We start from the raw sequence: 15,391 nt of genomic DNA on the forward strand, positions 1-15,391 counted from the left end.
GCCGGGGCCTTTCGGTGCCGTCTACCCGCGCCCTCGTGACCGCGCCGCCAGCGCGATCGTCACCACGGCCTTCTCCAGGGCGTACTCGGGATCGTCCCCGCCGCCCTTCACGCCCGCGTCCGCCTCGGCGACGGCCCGCAGCGCCACCGCGACCCCGTCCGGCGTCCACCCGCGCATCTGCTGCCGTACCCGGTCGATCTTCCACGGCGGCATCCCGAGTTCCCGCGCGAGATCGGCGGGCCGCCCGCCCCGCGCCCCCGCCAGCTTCCCGATCGCCCGTACGCCCTGCGCGAGCGCGCTCGTGATCATCACCGGTGCGACGCCGGTCGCCAGCGACCAGCGCAGCGCCTCCAGAGCCTCCGCGGTACGCCCTTCCACGGCCCGGTCGGCCACGGTGAAGCTCGACGCCTCGGCCCGCCCGGTGTAGTAGCGCCCGACGACGGCCTCGTCGATGGTGCCCTCGACGTCCGCGGCGAGCTGGGTGACGGCCGACGCCAGCTCGCGCAGATCGCTGCCGATGGCGTCGACGAGCGCCTGGCAGGCCTCGGGCGTGGCGGACCGCCCGAGCACCCGGAACTCGCTCCGCACGAACGCGAGCCGGTCCGCCGGTTTGGTCATCTTCGGGCAGGCGACCTCCCTGGCCCCCGCCTTGCGCGCCGCGTCCAGCAGTCCCTTGCCCTTGACCCCGCCCGCGTGCAGCAGCACGAGGGTGATCTCCTCGGCGGGCGCCCCGAGGTAGGCCTTCACGTCCTTGACCGTGTCGGCGGACAGATCCTGTGCGTTGCGCACGACCACGACCTTGCGCTCCGCGAAGAGCGACGGGCTGGTCAGCTCGGCGAGGGTGCCGGGCTGCAACTGGTCGGGGTTCAGGTCCCGTACGTCCGTGTCGGCGTCGGCGGCCCGGGCAGCGGCCACCACCTGCTGCACGGCACGGTCGAGCAGCAGCTCCTCCTGCCCCACGGCCAGCGTCAGCGGGGCGAGCGGATCATCATCAGCAGTCTTCTTGGCCATCGCGGCAAGCATCCCACGGCCCACTGACAACGGGGCCGGCCGCGCCCTGCCCGCCCCGGTCCGCCCGCACCGCTACGGCTCCTCCCGCCACCCCTCCCACTCCCCCGCGAACTCGTCCAGCTCCGCGGGGTCCAGCCGTCCCTGCTCGTCCCTGAGCAGCACCAGCCACTGCGCGTCCTCCGCGTCGTCCTCCCCCGCCAGCGCGTCCCGCACCAGCCGCGGTTCCTCGTCGACCCCGAACCGCTCCCCGAGGGCCTCGCAGGCCTCCTGCGCCGCATCCCGGTCCGGCAGCACCAGCACATGTCTCACATCGCTCACGGCCCCATTCTCGGGTACCTCTCAGCCCCGCCTGCCAGTGCTTCGAGGGAGCGGCCGGCTCAGCCCTTCGGGACGATCTGCACGTCCAGGTCGATGCGGATGCTCGGCCCGACCACCGCGATCCCGCGGGCCAGCATGGTCTGCCAGCTGACGGTGAAGTCGTCGCGGTGCAGTTCGGTGGTGGCCCGGCAGGCGGCCCGTACCTCGCCCTCCATGCCGTTGCCGAGCCCGAGGTACTCCGTGTCGAGGGTGACCGTGCGTGTCACGCCGTGCAGGGACAGTGCCCCGGTGACGGCCCACCTGGTGCCGCCCTTGTGCACGAACCGTTCGCTGTAGAACTCCAGCGTCGGAAACCGCTGCACGTCCAGGAAGTCCGCCGACCGCAGATGGTCGTCGCGCATCCGCACGCCCGTGTCGATGGTCGCGGCGTCGATCACGACGTGCATGGCGGACCGTTCCATCTGGTCGGCGATCCGTACCGCGCCCGCGAACGAGTTGAACCGCCCGTGGATCCGAGCCAGTCCGATGTGCCGGGCGGTGAAGCCGATCGAGGAATGCGTCTGCTCGATCTCCCAGTCGCCCGGCGCCGGGAGCTCCGGCGGCTGGGCGACCTGGAGGGTGACGTCACCGAGCGAGGCGAGGCAGTTCTCGCCGACCTGCACGGTGGCCCGGTACGGCGTGAACCCCTCGGCGGACACCGCCAGCCGGTACTCCCCGGCCGGCACGGTCGTCACGAACGACCCGTAGGGATCCGTGCCCCCGCTGACCACCGTGCGGCCCATGGTGTCGCTGACCGCGAACTCCGCGTTCGCCACCGGTTCGCTGACCGGGTCGAGCACCCGGCAGCTCAGCACCCCTGCGTCCGGCGGAGTCTGCACCGCCGCGAGGGGGCCCGTCCGCTGCACCCGGTTCGTTCGGTTTCCCATCAAGCGGCCGAACATCCTCGCCACCCCTGTACGCCTCGCCACCGTCCGTTGCCGAAGAGACATTCGATCACTGATGCGGCTTTCGAGGCAACACGGGCCCACATCGCGGGAATCCAGCACATGCGCCTGAACTACCCATGAGTAGGACGCTACGCGGTAGTAGAAACACGTTCTCCCATGACGCCCTGATTAGTCATTCCGGGTATTTTTCCCCGGATTTCGCACAGTCGGCACACGGTCCAGCTCGATCCCGAACCGTTCCCGGTAGACCCCGAGCACTTCCTGGTCCCCCTCCAACTCCCTTACCTCACGCGCCCCGTCGGCCGTGGTCTCCGTCAACGTCCGCCCGCTGAGCGTGATCCGCCCGCCGTCCTCGGTGACCCGGGAACAGACCAGCGACTGCGTGAAGTGCGACGACGGCGACGTGCTGTGCCACCACGCCCCGGCCGTGAAGTCCCCGAGCACCCGCGGCCGGACCTCCAGCCGGTACTGCGGCCGCCCGTCGCGCAGCACGTCCAGGTCCCCGCCCACCGCGTGATCCTCGCCCCCTCCCCCTCCCTCCGCTCCCGCCGCGTCCGGCCCGGCCGCCGCGATCCGGAACGTCCCGCCGGGATCGGCCTGCTCACCCCGCTCCGCGAACGCCAGCGGGTAGTGGCTGTGCGCCCCGAATCCCACGTCGGCCAGCCACTCGTGCCCGTCCACCGTCCGCACCCGCAGCGCGAGATGGTCGTACGGGATCCCGAGCCGCCCCTCCGCCCCGTACACCCGTCCGGCCAGCGGCGTCACCCCGAAACCGAGCGCGGTCAGCAACACCGAGAACGCGCCGTTGAGTTCGTAGCAGAACCCGCCCCGGCCCGCGCCCACCACCTTGTCCAGCAGCCCCTTCCCGTCCAGCGCGATCTCCTCGCCGAGGTGGATGGACAGGTTCTCGAAGGGCACGGTCCGCAGGTGCCGCAGATGCAGCTCGCGCAGCGCCTCGGCGGTGAGCCGGGCCGGGCGGTCGGCCCCGATCCGGCGGAGGTAGGCGTCGATCTGCGCGGGGGTCACCGAGTTCATGCCCTCAGTCTCGCGCCACGTGCAGCTCCCCCGCCTCCCCTCCCGTGCGGCCGCCGGTCACGGCGAGCGCCCCGTCCCGGTCGGTCCGCAGCACCACCGCGCCCACGGCCCGCAGCTCGGCCACCGTGCCCGGTGCCGGATGCCCGTACGGGTTGTCCGCGCCGCACGAGATGAGCGCGACCCGCGGCGCCACCAGCCGCAACAGCTGCGGATCCTGGTACGCGGACCCGTGATGGGCCACCTTCAGCACATCCACCCGGCCCAGTGCGGCGGCGGCCGGTGATCTCAGCAGCTCCTGCTGCGCCGGCGGTTCGAGGTCCCCGAGCAGCAGCATCCGCAGTCCGGCCGAGCGGACCAGCAGGGCGACACTGGCGTCGTTCGGTCCGTCCGGTTCCGGGGCCGGGTCCGGCGGCGGCCACAGCACCCGCCAGTCCAGCGGCCCGGTCCTGCGCCGCTCCCCGGCCACCGCCCGCGTCACCGGGACACGGTGCTCGGCGGCCTCCCTTCTGACGAACTCGGCCTGGTCCGCGGGTTCCTCGAACCCGGTCGTCTCGATCTGCGCCACCTCACGCCCGCGGAGCACCCCGGGCAGCCCCGCGACATGGTCGGCGTGGAAATGGGTGAGGACGACCAGCGGGATCCGGGTGATGCCGAGTTCCCGCAGGCAGTGGTCGACCAGCGCCGGATCGGGGCCGGCGTCCACGACCACTCCGGTGCCCGCGCCCGACGCGAGCACGGTCGCGTCGCCCTGCCCGACGTCGCACATCGCCAGCCGCCAGCCGGGCGGCGGCCAGCCGGTGATCACCCGGGTCAGCGGCACCGGCCGTACCACCAGCAGGGCCAGCAGCACCCCGAGCGCCCCGCACCACCACGGATGCCGCAGCAGCCGCCGCCCCAGCAGTACGACGACCACCGTCACCCCGGCCAGCAGCAGCGCCCCCGCCCAGCTCCCGGGCCAGTCCACACCCGCCCCCGGCAGCCCGGCACCGGTCCGGGCGATCCGCGCGATCCACCCGGCCGGCCAACTCGCGCACCACGCCAGCACCTTGGCCACCGGCATCGCCACCGGAGCCGCCACGAGCGCCCCGAACCCCAGGACCGTGGCCGGCGCGACCGCGATCTCCGCCAGCAGGTTGCAGGGCACCGCCACCAGACTCACCCGCGCGGAGAGCACCGCGACCACCGGCCCGCACACCGCCTGCGCGGCCGCGGCCGCCGCCAGCCCCTCGGCCAGCCGCTCCGGCACCCCGCGCCGCCGCAGCGCCTCGCCCCACCCGGGCGCCAGCATCAGCAGCGAACCGGTGGCCAGCACCGACAGCAGGAAGCCGTAACTGCGGGCCAGCCACGGGTCGTACAGCACCAGCAGCAGAACCGCCGTCGCCAGCGCCGGGACCAGGGACCTGCGGCGGCCGGTCGCCAGGGCGAGCAGGGCGACCGCTCCGCAGGCGGCGGCCCGCAGCACGCTGGGGTCCGGCCGGCACACGACGACGAAGGCGAGGGTGAGCGCCGACGCGAACAGCGCGGTCGCCCGCAGCGACAGCCCCAGGCGCGGGGCGAGCCCCCGGCGCTCGGTCTGCTGGGCCAGTCCCGGCGGTCCGATGAGCAGCGCGAGCAGGATGGTGAGGTTGCTGCCGGACACCGCGAGGGTGTGCGCGAGGTCGGTCGCCTCGAACGCCTCGTCCAGTTCCGAGGTGATCCGTGAGGTGTCCCCGACGACCAGCCCGGGCAGCAGCGCCCGCGCGTCCCCGGGCAGCCCGTCGGTCGCCTCCCGCAACCCGGCCCGCAACCGCCCGGCCAACCGCTGCGGCCCGCTCGGCTCCCCCACCACCACCGGCGCGGGGCGTTCCCGTACCCTCAGCAGCGCCGCGACCCGGTCCCCGCCGGCCGTGGCCGGCGCCAGCCGCCCGGTCACCCGCAGCCGTGTGGAGGGCAGCAGCCCGAGCCACCGTGCCCGGCCGCCACCGCCGGGCGCCCGCACCCCCGTGTCCACGACCACCAGCACCGGTGAACGCGTCGCCACCGCGGTCCCGTCGCTCCTCTCCATCCGCCGCACCTCGCCGCGCACCAGCACGGCGGCCGAAGTGGCGTGGTCGCCCCGCACGCGCGGCCGGGCGGCCCAGGGGTCGCCCGTGAGCTCCACCTCAGCGGTCACGGTGGCGTAGTCGCGGGCCAGCGCGGGAACCGGTCCGCGGCGTACGTCCGCCCCGTGCAGCCCCGCGGAGGCGGCCGCCCCGGCGACACAGAGCAGCAGCGCGCCGACCGAGGCCCGCCGCCAGCCCGGCCGGACGGACGCGACACCGGCGGTGGCCGTCCCGGGCCGGGAACGCACCCGGCCGAGCCGCAGCAGGACCACCCCGGCGACCAGGCAGGCGACGGCGGTCCCGGCCGTCCATCCCGGCGGCGCGCCCAGCGTCAGCGCCGCCGTCGCCCAGACGGCCAGCGCGGGCGGCACCAGTCGCAGGTCGGACCGCGCGTCCAGCCGGGCGTGCGTGGTCCCGCCCTGCTGCTGCGGGTCGGTGTGCACCGCCGCCCGGCGTACGGCTGCGGGCCCCGGTGCCGCACCGTCGGTCACGGGCCTCATGGCCGTACCAGGTCCCGCAGGTCGGAGTAGCGGCGGTCGCCGATGCCCTTGACCTGGCGGAGTTCGTCCACCGACCGGAAACCGGCGTGCTGGGTGCGGAAGTCGACGATGTGCTGGGCGAGCACCGGGCCGACTCCGGGCAGCGCGTCGAGTTGTTCCACGGTCGCGGTGTTCAGGGAGACCGGGGCGGACGGACCCGCTCCCGGCACGCCACCGGCCACGGCCTGGCCCGGTGCAGCGGGCGGGGCGGGGCCCCCGACGACGATCTGTTCGCCGTCCGTCAGGAAGCGGGCGCGGTTGAGTCCGTCGGTGTCCGTACCGGGCCGCACCCCGCCCGCCGCCTTCAGCGCGTCGGTCACCCGGGACCCGGCCGGCAGCGTGTGGACCCCAGGGTCACGGACCTTCCCGGTGACATCCACCACGATCTCCCCACCGGAGCTGCCGGTCCCACCAGGGCCGGCAGCCCCGCCGGACCCGTTGAGCGCACCCGGCGCCGCAGCGGTACCGGCTCCGACGGCGGCGGCTCCGGCAGCCGGGGCCTGCTCCTCGCCCTTCTCGTACGGCGCCTCCGCGCGGACCACCTCCGGTGCCGCCACGGACTCGGTCCGGCCCGTCCAGAAGTGCTGCACGGCCAGTGCCGTGGCCACGACGAGAACCACCCCGATGGCGATCGCGCCCCGGCGTTCCAGGCCACAGCGCGTCTGCAGCCACACCGGCATCCGCTCCCGTACGGCGAGCCCGACCCGGGACCGCAGCCCCGGCAGTGCCGGCTCGCGCCGGGCCGTGGCCTCACCGGCCAGCGCGCGGGCCGACGACATCACGGCCGCCGCCGTGGACAGCGCCGCCGCGGCGGTACGCACTCCGGCCGTGGCCGTGCGCACCGCGGTCGTGGCCGCCGTCAGTCCGGTCGCCGCACCGGTGCCGGTCACCGTTTCCGCGGTGGGCGGTCCTTGCCCCGGCACCGGCCTGGCGACGGCCCGTTCGCCGAAGAGGAGTTCCGCCCGGCGGCGCAGTTCGTCCGCCGGGGCGGGCCGGTGGCGGATACGGGGCCGGGCCGGGGACCGCCGGTGCCGGGTGCGGCCGTCGGAGGTGGGGCCCCGGCCCGGGCCACTGGTCGCATGTGTCTCGTGTGAGCGTGATCGAAGTGCCATGCGACGAGGATCGGGCTTCCCGCCGATCCGCGATGATCTTGCTCGGTTTCCGTGGAGCGCGGCCGGGTTGTGGATAACTCCGCCACCCGGACGGGTGACGGTGCCGGGGCTCGCGCCCTCGGATCCACAGGTCACCGCAGCGAGACGACCGCCCCGAGCAGCCCGGGGCCGGTGTGCGCCCCGATGACCGCGCCGACCTCGCTGACATGCAGCTCGGCCAGACCGGGCACCCGCGCCCGCAGCCGGTCGGCGAGGGCCGAGGCACGGTCCGGGGCGGCGAGATGGTGCACGGCGATGTCCACCTCGGCGCCGCCCGCACGCTCGGCGGTGAGCTCCTCGAGGCGGGCGATGGCCCGGGACGCCGTCCGTACCTTCTCCAGGAGCTCGATCCGGCCGCCGTCCAGCTGGAGCAGGGGCTTCACGGCGAGCGCCGAGCCGAGCAGGGCCTGGGCGGCGCCGATGCGGCCGCCGCGGCGCAGATAGTCCAGGGTGTCGACGTAGAAGTACGCGGAGGTGCCGGCGGCCCGTTTCTCCGCCGCCGTGACGGCCTCGTCGACGGTACCGCCCGCCTCTGCGGCCTCGGCCGCCGCGAGCGCGCAGAAACCGAGGGCCATCGCGACCATCCCGGTGTCCACGACCCGCACCGGGACAGGTGCCTCACGGGCGGCGACAACCGCCGCGTCGTAGGTGCCCGACAGTTCGGCGGACAGGTGGAGCGAGACGATTCCGGTGGCCCCGGCCCCGGCGACCCTGCGGTAGGTTTCGGCGAACACCTCCGGGCTGGGCCTGGACGTGGTCACGGGGCGCCGCTTCTGCAAAGCCTGGGCCAGGGAACGGGTCGAGATCTCGGTGCCCTCTTCGAGTGCCCGGTCGCCGAGGACCACGGTCAGGGGGACCGCCGTGATGCCGTGGCGCTCCACCGTCCGCGGCGGCAGGTAGGCCGTTGAATCGGTGACGATCGCGACATGGCGGGACATGAGCTGGAGGTTACCTGGCGTAGCCCGGGCGCGGCAGCCCGCCCCCGGCCGGCCGGATCAGGACCGGCCGGGTCAAGTGGTGCTCTCCGGCCGGGGCTTCTTCTGCCAGGGGTACGCACGGGGCCGGCCGGGCGGGGTGATCGCGGGCTGCACCGGCTCCTCGGCGGCGGCGGACCGGGGTTGCCCGGGCCAGGTCTGACGGTCGCCGGGGCCGGCGGCGGCCTCGGGCCACGGCGGGGTCTGCGCGGCCGGGTCCGGCCGGGTCCAGTGCCGCAGGGCGTCCGCCTCGACACCGATCTGGGTGCTCAGGGTGTCCAGATCGTCGTCGGCGAAACGGCGGGCCCGGTCGCGGGCGGCCCAGCGCAACGCGTCCGCGGACTCGGCGATGCGCCCGGTGCGGCGGCGCAGGTCGGGCAGGCGCGTGGCGAGGGTGGCCCGGTCCGGTTCGGACTCCAGGCGCCTGAGTTCGCCGTCCAGTTCGTGCCCGTGCGCGCTCAGACGCTGGAAGAGACCGAGGGACTCCTTCAGCGACTCGTCGTCGGCAGCGCCTGCCTCCAGCGCGTCCTGAGTGGCCCGCATCGAGGTGCGCAGAGTGAGCCTGAGCTGGGCGATCTCGGCCGCCGGACCGATCTGGACCATGGACCTGGCGCGCAGTGTGTGGTCCTCGACCGTGCGCCGGGCCTGGGTGATCGTACGGTCCACCCCGCGCTTGGCGGCGCCGACCGCCTTGAACGTGACGTACGCCCCACCGGCGACGAAGAGCAGGAAGAGCACGGCGAATACGGCGATCACTGCTTCCACGAGTGCTCCTCCTCGCTGCCCCACCACCCCGGCCGGCTCCGGGCACGGCGTGGGTGGCCGTGCTCCTCAACGGTAAACGCAAAGGGCAGGCCCGGAGTTCCAGAAAAACCCCGAACCTGCCCGTAGGGGACCACCCGGAGACGGTCCGCGGTGTCACGCCGTGACGATGTTCACCAGCTTCGGCGCACGCACGATCACCTTGCGGATCCCGGCGCCGCCCAGCGCCGCGACGACCTTCTCGTCGGCCAGCGCCGCCTTCTCCAGCTCCTCGTCGGAGATGGCCGGCGGCACCTCCAGGCGGGCCTTGACCTTGCCCTTGACCTGTACGACGCAGGTCACGGTCTCGTCGACGACGTAGTTCGGGTCGGCGACCGGGAAGTCCCGGTGCACCACCGAGTCGGTGTGACCCAGCTTGCGCCACAGCTCCTCGGCGACGTGCGGGGCCAGCGGCGCGATCATCAGCACCAGCGGCTCGGCGACCGGACGCGGTACCGCGCCGCCCGCCTTCGTCAGGTGGTTGTTCAGCTCGGTGACCTTGGCGATGGCCGTGTTGAAGCGCAGCCCCTCCAGGTCCTGGCGGACACCGTCGATCGCCTTGTGCAGGGCACGCAGCGTCTCCTCGTCGGCCTCGGCGTCGGTGACGGTGACCTCGCCGGTGGCCTCGTCGACGATGTTGCGCCACAGCCGCTGCAGCAGCCGGAACTGGCCGACCACCGCGCGCGTGTCCCACGGCCGGGAGACGTCCAGCGGGCCCATCGCCATCTCGTACAGGCGCAGCGTGTCGGCGCCGTACTCGGCGCAGATCTCGTCGGGAGTCACCGCGTTCTTCAGGGACTTGCCCATCTTGCCCAGCAGGCGGGTGACCTTCTCGCCCTGGTAGTAGTACTCGCCGCCCAGTTCCTCGACCTCGGCGGCCGGCACCGGGAAGCCGCGGCCGTCGCGGTAGACGTAGGCCTGGATCATGCCCTGGTTGAACAGCTTGTGGAACGGCTCGGCGGACGAGACGTGCCCCAGGTCGTACAGGACCTTCGACCAGAAACGGGCGTACAGCAGGTGCAGCACGGCGTGCTCGGCGCCGCCGACGTACAGGTCGACACCGCCGTGCGGCATGCCCTCGCGCGGGCCCATCCAGTACTGCTCGATCTGCGGGTCGACCAGCTGCTCGCTGTTGTGCGGGTCCAGGTAGCGCAGCTCGTACCAGCAGGAACCGGCCCAGTTGGGCATGGTGTTGGTCTCACGGCGGTACTTCTTCGGCCCGTCGCCCAGGTCCAGGGTGACGTTGACCCAGTCCTCGTCGCGCGACAGCGGCGTCTCGGGCTGGGTGTCGGCGTCCTCCGGGTCGAAGGTGCGCGGCGAGTAGTCGTCGACCTCCGGCAGTTCCAGCGGCAGCATCGACTCGGGCAGCGCGTGGGCGACGCCGTCCTCGTCGTAGACGATCGGGAAGGGCTCGCCCCAGTAGCGCTGGCGGCTGAACAGCCAGTCGCGCAGCCGGAAGTTGACGGTGCCCTCGCCGATGCCCTTGCGGGCCAGCCACTCGGTGATGCGGGCCTTGGCCTCGGCGACCGGCAGACCGTCCAGCTTGACGTCGTCGTTGGAGGAGTTGACGATCTTCGCGTCGTAGGAGCCGAAGGCGTCCTCCCACGTCGACGTGTCGGTGCCGCGGCCGTCGGTCGGCTCGACGATGCAGACGATCGGCAGCTCGAAGGCGCGCGCGAACTCGAAGTCGCGCTGGTCGCCGGCCGGGACCGCCATGATCGCGCCGGTGCCGTAGCCCATCAGCACGTAGTCGGCGATGAACACCGGGATCTTGTCGCCGTTGACCGGGTTGGTCGCGTACGCGCCGGTGAACACACCGGTCTTGTCCTTGGCCTCGGCCTGCCGCTCCACGTCGGACTTGGCGCCGGCCTGCGCCCGGTAGGCGGCGACGGCCTCGGCGGGGGTGGCGTGGCCGCCGGTCCACACGTCGTGGGTGGCCTCGGGCCAGGCTGCCGGGACGAACCGGTCGACCAGCGGGTGCTCGGGAGCCAGCACCATGTAGGTCGCGCCGAACAGGGTGTCCGGGCGGGTGGTGAAGACAGTGATCTTCTCGCCGTCGATCGGGAAGTCGACGCGGGCGCCCTCGCTGCGGCCGATCCAGTTGCGCTGCTGCAGCTTGATGGCCTCGGGCCAGTCCAGTTCGTTCAGATCGTCCAGCAGCCGGTCGGCGTAGGCGGTGATGCGCATGTTCCACTGGCGCAGCTTGGCCTTGAAGACGGGGAAGTTGCCGCGCTCGGAACGGCCGTCGGCGGTGACCTCCTCGTTGGCCAGCACGGTGCCCAGGCCGGGGCACCAGTTGACCGGTGCGTCGGAGGCGTAGGCCAGGCGGAACTCGCCCAGGACGTCGCTGCGCTCGGCGGCGGTCAGCTCGTTCCACGCGCGCGTGTGGCCCGGTACGGCACGTTCACCGGACTCGAACTGGGCGATCAGCTCGGAGACCGGGCGGGCTTTCTTCGCCTCGTCGTCGTACCAGGAGTTGAAGATCTGCAGGAAGATCCACTGGGTCCACTTGTAGTAGTCCGGGTCGATCGTGGCGAACGACCGGCGCTTGTCGTGGCCCAGGCCCAGCCGGCGCAGCTGGACCTTCATGTTCTCGATGTTGGCCTCGGTGGACACGCGCGGGTGCGTGCCGGTCTGCACGGCGTACTGCTCGGCGGGCAGGCCGAAGGCGTCGAAACCCAGGGTGTGCAGGACGTTGTGGCCGTTCATCCGCTGGAAGCGGGCGAAGACGTCGGTCGCGATGTAGCCCAGCGGGTGGCCGACGTGCAGGCCCGCACCGGACGGGTACGGGAACATGTCCATGATGAACTTCTTGGGCCTGGCGACCAGCTCGGGGTCGCCCGCCAGGTCACCCGTGGGGTTCGGGGCCGAGTAGGTGCCGTCGACGTCCCAGAAGTCCTGCCAGCGTGCCTCGATCTCGGCCGCCAGAGCGGCCGTGTAGCGGTGCGGCGCGGCCTCCGCCGACGTGGCGGCGGCAGCGGGGTTCGTCTCGCTCATGATCCTCAAAGCTCCATCGGTCGTCTCTGCCTGCGGCTGCGAACGTTCTAGAAACGAAAAATCCCCTCACACAGGAGGGGACGCCGCGCCGATGCCGACCAACCGTTTCGTCCGGCGGTCGGGACTGATCAGCGCGGCCCGCTAAGCAGAAGGCGTACGGCACGCATGGCGTCAGAGTACCGCAGCGCTTGAGCAAGCCGCGACGCGCTTGCGTATCAATGGTTGACACGTGTGTCTGAGGCGACCATCGGGACGAGAGTTGAACCAGGTTCAAAAATTAGTTCGCGTAACGTCCGCTAAGGGACATCGCAAGGGCAGCACCGCCCCTTGATAACAACGCAATAACTCAAACCTCGTACTGATCGGTATGGCGCCACTTAGGCTGCGGCACCGGGACCGCTTTCCCGAACTGCTCGGAGTTGCCCCCATGAACCCTCGTCGTAGTAACAGCTCGCTTCCCAAGCCAGGCCGTTCGGCCTGGGGGGTGGCATCCGCTGTCGTCCTGTTGCTCATACCCGTGGTCGTGCTGACCGGAGGCAGCCAGTTCCAACAGTTCCTGAACTTCGGCGCAGGCGTGCTCTCGCTCGTCTCGCTGAGCTGCTCGGTGATCTGGGGTCTGATCTCACAGGACCGCATCTTTCTCAACACCCGCCAGCGGATCGTCGGCCAAGCGGTGCACCGGACGACCGCGGTCGCCTCGATCGCGTTCCTGCTGGTGCACATCGTCACGAAGATCGCCCTGGATCACACCGTGGTGATCGCCGCGATCATTCCGTTCTCACTCGGCTTCACCGGAAGCGCCGGCCTGATCGGACTCGGATCGCTGGCCGGACTGCTGATGATCTTCGTGGGTGTCACCGGCGCCCTGCGCAGCAACTTCGCCGCGCCGGCCGTCGTCGCGGCCCGCTGGCGGGCCATGCACATGCTGGCCTACCCGTCCTGGTGCGCCGCACTGATCCACGGCCTGTACGCGGGCCGCGCGGCGAAGCCGTTCTTCATGATCTCGTACGACCTCTGCCTGGTCGGCGTGATGGCCGCACTGGCGCTGCGCGCCGCCCCCCGCCCGTTCAAGCGGAGGGTCGCCGACCGTCTCGTGTCCGTCTTCGGCAGTTCGGAGCGGCCGGAGCTGGACGATCTGGACGCCAGCCGCGCCCGGATGAGCGAGTCCTCGCTGCCGGGCTACGACACCATGCGCGAGCGCGAGCCGAGGCCGTCGCGCGCCGACACGGCGACCTCGCAGTCGAACCCGCTGTTCCCGTCCGGGGCGGCCGCCGCACCCGGCCCCGAGCCGGCCTCCGGCTTCGCCGCCGCCTACCGGGCCACGTCCATGCCCGGCCAGCCCCAGTCTCCGTTCGCGGCCGGTCAGACCGCGCGCATGGAGCGTGTGGACGGTCCGTCCAGCACCTCGGGCAGCTGGCCGATCCCGTCCCCGCCGCCGGTCGGCGAGGCGCCCCGGTCTGCGTACGACCCGCTCCAGGACACCGGATACAACATCCCGGCCTATGGCAATCCGGGCACAGGCGGCACGGTCGGACGTGATGTGTACGACACGGGTGAGACGAACGCCCGGTACGGGACGTACAACTCGAATGACACGTACAACAGCGGTCCCGCCAACGAACCACCGCCCGGCGCGTCCTTCGACGCACCGGGTTCGGGCGAACCTTGGAACACGCCTTCCGGAGGCTATAGGTGAACGAGGCCCTGCCCGACGTCCCAGAAGTCCGCGTGGTCGGCCTTCCGCAGCTCACGTCTGGCTTCGACCTTGTCGAAAGACTCGATCTGCCCATGCACCTCAAGGTGCACGGGCCGCTTGAGCCCTTGGGCGGGGAGCAGCTCGCGCAGCTCTCCGAACGCATCAACCTGAAGGGCCGCGGCGGCGCGGGCTTCCCCTTCCACAAGAAGCTGCGCTCGGTCGCCGAGGCCGCGATCAAGCGCGGCGTACGGCCGGTCGTCGTCGTCAACGGCAGTGAGGACGAGCCGGCCTGCCGCAAGGACACGGTGCTGATCAACCGTGCCCCGCATCTGATCCTGGACGGTGCGCTGCTGTGCGCCGAGGCGCTGGGTGCCCGCACGCTCGTGGTGGGGGTCACCCGGGAGTCCACGCAGCGCTCCATGGAACAGGCGCTCGCCGAGCGCGGTCTGAGCAACGGCCGGCGTTCGGCGCTGAAGGCGTTCGTCCAGCGCAACCCGATCCGCATGGTCACCGGCGCGGCCGCGTCGCTGATCCGCTCGATCGACGGCGGCCCGGCGATCCCGCCCGGCCGCAAGACCAGCGCCTCGCAGAACGGCGTCGGCGGCGCGCCCACGCTGCTGTCGAACGCGGAGACGTTCGCGCAGCTGGCGATCGCCGCCCGCATCGGCCCGGAGCGCTACGGCAACACCGGCCTGTACGACGAGCCGGGCACCGTCATGCTGACGGTCTCCGGTGCGGTCGCCCGCCCCATGGTCATCGAGGTCCCCACGGGCGTGCCGCTGCGGTACGTCCTGCAGCTGGCCGGTGCCCCGCCGGTGCCGCAGGGTGTGCTGACCGGCGGTTACCACGGCAGGTGGATCGACGCGGCCACGGTCAACGAGGCGATCGTCTCCCGTAACTCGCTCGACGCGGTGGGCGGTGCGCTGGGCGCCGGCGCCATCCTGCCGATCACGCAGGAGACCTGTCCGCTGGGTGAGTCGCTGCGGGTCGCCCAGTGGCTTGCGGAGGAGAGCGCGGGACAGTGCGGTCCCTGCTACCTGGGTCTGCCGGCGGCCGCGCGCGGCATGGAGGACATCCTCAACGGCGGCGGACCGGCCGCCCTGGAGGCGCTCAAACAGGTCGCGAAGAACGTGAAGCGGCGCGGGGCGTGCTCGCACCCGGACGGCTCCGCGATGTTCCTGGAGTCGACGATCAAGGCGTTCACAGACGACCTGGCCGCGCACGTTCTCGGAAACGGCTGCGGACGGCCCGTGGAAGGCGTTCTGCCGCTCTTCGAGGACGGCAAGATGCCTACGGGCATCCCGGGCGGCGGAGAGCCCGAGGACAACGGTGCCGGCAGCCGGCAGAAGATCTACGTCGACTGGACGCTGTGCCGGGGCCACGGCCTGTGCGCGGACATCCTCCCGGAGGTCTTCGAACTGGGCGCGGACGGTTTCCCGACGGTCGCGCAGGCGAAGGTGCCCCGGTTCGCGGAGGCCAAGGCGCTACGCGCGGTGCGCCGCTGCCCGGCGCTCGCCCTGCGCCTGGAGGAGGACACTCGCTCGCAGGCACCGGCCAAGAACCTGCCGGTTCTCTCGCAGGGCCGTGGCCGCCGGGCGCTGGGACGCTGACCGCACGCTTCACGGCACGCACGCGTGGGGCGGGCCACCCTGGTCGGGTGGCCCGCCCCACGCGTGCGAGGCGAACAGGAGAACGCCGATCCGGCCGACGTCGACCGTAACAACGCCGAAGGCGGACCATCCGTTTGGATGGTCCGCCTTCGATTTCTGTGGAGGGAAGGTGTAATTTACTCCAGACCCCCAGCAAGGCCAGCACGCGCGCGAACAACATAAGAATATGCC

The 15,391-nt window shown here is 72.4% G+C and carries 11 protein-coding genes; 2 read left to right on the forward strand and 9 right to left on the reverse strand.

Annotated features, from left to right (window positions below; genetic code table 11):
- Positions 1–21 precede the first annotated feature (21 nt).
- The 9 genes from holA to leuS form a co-directional block, all read right to left on the reverse strand.
- Positions 22–1,011, reverse strand: a complete 990-nt coding sequence (gene holA / locus ACWGKQ_RS47705) for a DNA polymerase III subunit delta (protein ID WP_453298375.1) — start codon at positions 1,009–1,011, stop codon at positions 22–24.
- 72 nt (positions 1,012–1,083) lie between these two features.
- Positions 1,084–1,329, reverse strand: coding sequence for a hypothetical protein (locus tag ACWGKQ_RS47710; protein ID WP_093503134.1), 246 nt, complete (start codon positions 1,327–1,329; stop codon positions 1,084–1,086).
- Between the two features lie 59 nt (positions 1,330–1,388).
- Positions 1,389–2,270, reverse strand: coding sequence for a YceI family protein (locus ACWGKQ_RS47715; RefSeq protein WP_453298376.1), 882 nt, complete (start codon positions 2,268–2,270; stop codon positions 1,389–1,391).
- A gap of 174 nt (positions 2,271–2,444) precedes the next feature.
- Positions 2,445–3,302, reverse strand: coding sequence for an arylamine N-acetyltransferase family protein (locus ACWGKQ_RS47720; RefSeq protein WP_453298384.1), 858 nt, complete (start codon positions 3,300–3,302; stop codon positions 2,445–2,447).
- A 13-nt stretch (positions 3,303–3,315) separates the two neighbouring features.
- Positions 3,316–5,892, reverse strand: a complete 2,577-nt coding sequence (locus ACWGKQ_RS47725) for a ComEC/Rec2 family competence protein (RefSeq protein WP_453298377.1) — start codon at positions 5,890–5,892, stop codon at positions 3,316–3,318.
- Positions 5,889–7,043, reverse strand: a complete 1,155-nt coding sequence (locus ACWGKQ_RS47730) for a helix-hairpin-helix domain-containing protein (protein ID WP_453298378.1) — start codon at positions 7,041–7,043, stop codon at positions 5,889–5,891. The genes ACWGKQ_RS47725 and ACWGKQ_RS47730 overlap by 4 nt, the downstream gene beginning before the upstream one ends.
- Positions 7,044–7,174: 131 nt before the next feature.
- Positions 7,175–8,020, reverse strand: a complete 846-nt coding sequence (locus ACWGKQ_RS47735; RefSeq protein WP_453298379.1) for a DegV family protein — start codon at positions 8,018–8,020, stop codon at positions 7,175–7,177.
- Positions 8,021–8,092: 72 nt separating this feature from the next.
- On the reverse strand, positions 8,093–8,821 hold the full coding sequence (locus ACWGKQ_RS47740; protein WP_453298380.1) for a hypothetical protein: 729 nt from the start codon (positions 8,819–8,821) through the stop codon (positions 8,093–8,095).
- Positions 8,822–8,974: 153 nt separating this feature from the next.
- Positions 8,975–11,854: a leucine--tRNA ligase gene (gene leuS / locus ACWGKQ_RS47745; RefSeq protein ID WP_453298381.1), complete on the reverse strand. Its 2,880-nt coding sequence runs from the start codon at positions 11,852–11,854 to the stop codon at positions 8,975–8,977.
- A gap of 484 nt (positions 11,855–12,338) precedes the next feature.
- Between leuS and ACWGKQ_RS47750 the strand changes: the two genes are divergently transcribed.
- Both ACWGKQ_RS47750 and ACWGKQ_RS47755 read left to right on the forward strand, forming a co-directional pair.
- Positions 12,339–13,550, forward strand: coding sequence for a cytochrome b/b6 domain-containing protein (locus tag ACWGKQ_RS47750; protein ID WP_453298382.1), 1,212 nt, complete (start codon positions 12,339–12,341; stop codon positions 13,548–13,550).
- Complete coding sequence (locus ACWGKQ_RS47755; protein WP_453298383.1) at positions 13,547–15,160, forward strand: NADH-ubiquinone oxidoreductase-F iron-sulfur binding region domain-containing protein; 1,614 nt, start codon at positions 13,547–13,549, stop codon at positions 15,158–15,160. Before ACWGKQ_RS47750 ends, ACWGKQ_RS47755 begins: the two co-directional genes overlap by 4 nt.
- Positions 15,161–15,391 lie beyond the last annotated feature (231 nt).

The organism is Streptomyces sp. NPDC054770, from assembly GCF_053611985.1.

Excerpts from the sequence above, each read along its gene's own strand:
- holA (WP_453298375.1), bottom strand. The coding sequence starts at position 1,011 with ATGGCCAAGAAGACTGCTGATGATGATCCGCTCGCCCCGCTGACGCTG.
- ACWGKQ_RS47715 (WP_453298376.1), bottom strand. The coding sequence starts at position 2,270 with ATGTTCGGCCGCTTGATGGGAAACCGAACGAACCGGGTGCAGCGGACG.
- ACWGKQ_RS47725 (WP_453298377.1), bottom strand. The coding sequence starts at position 5,892 with ATGAGGCCCGTGACCGACGGTGCGGCACCGGGGCCCGCAGCCGTACGC.
- ACWGKQ_RS47730 (WP_453298378.1), bottom strand. The coding sequence starts at position 7,043 with ATGGCACTTCGATCACGCTCACACGAGACACATGCGACCAGTGGCCCG.
- ACWGKQ_RS47735 (WP_453298379.1), bottom strand. The coding sequence starts at position 8,020 with ATGTCCCGCCATGTCGCGATCGTCACCGATTCAACGGCCTACCTGCCG.
- leuS (WP_453298381.1), bottom strand. The coding sequence starts at position 11,854 with ATGAGCGAGACGAACCCCGCTGCCGCCGCCACGTCGGCGGAGGCCGCG.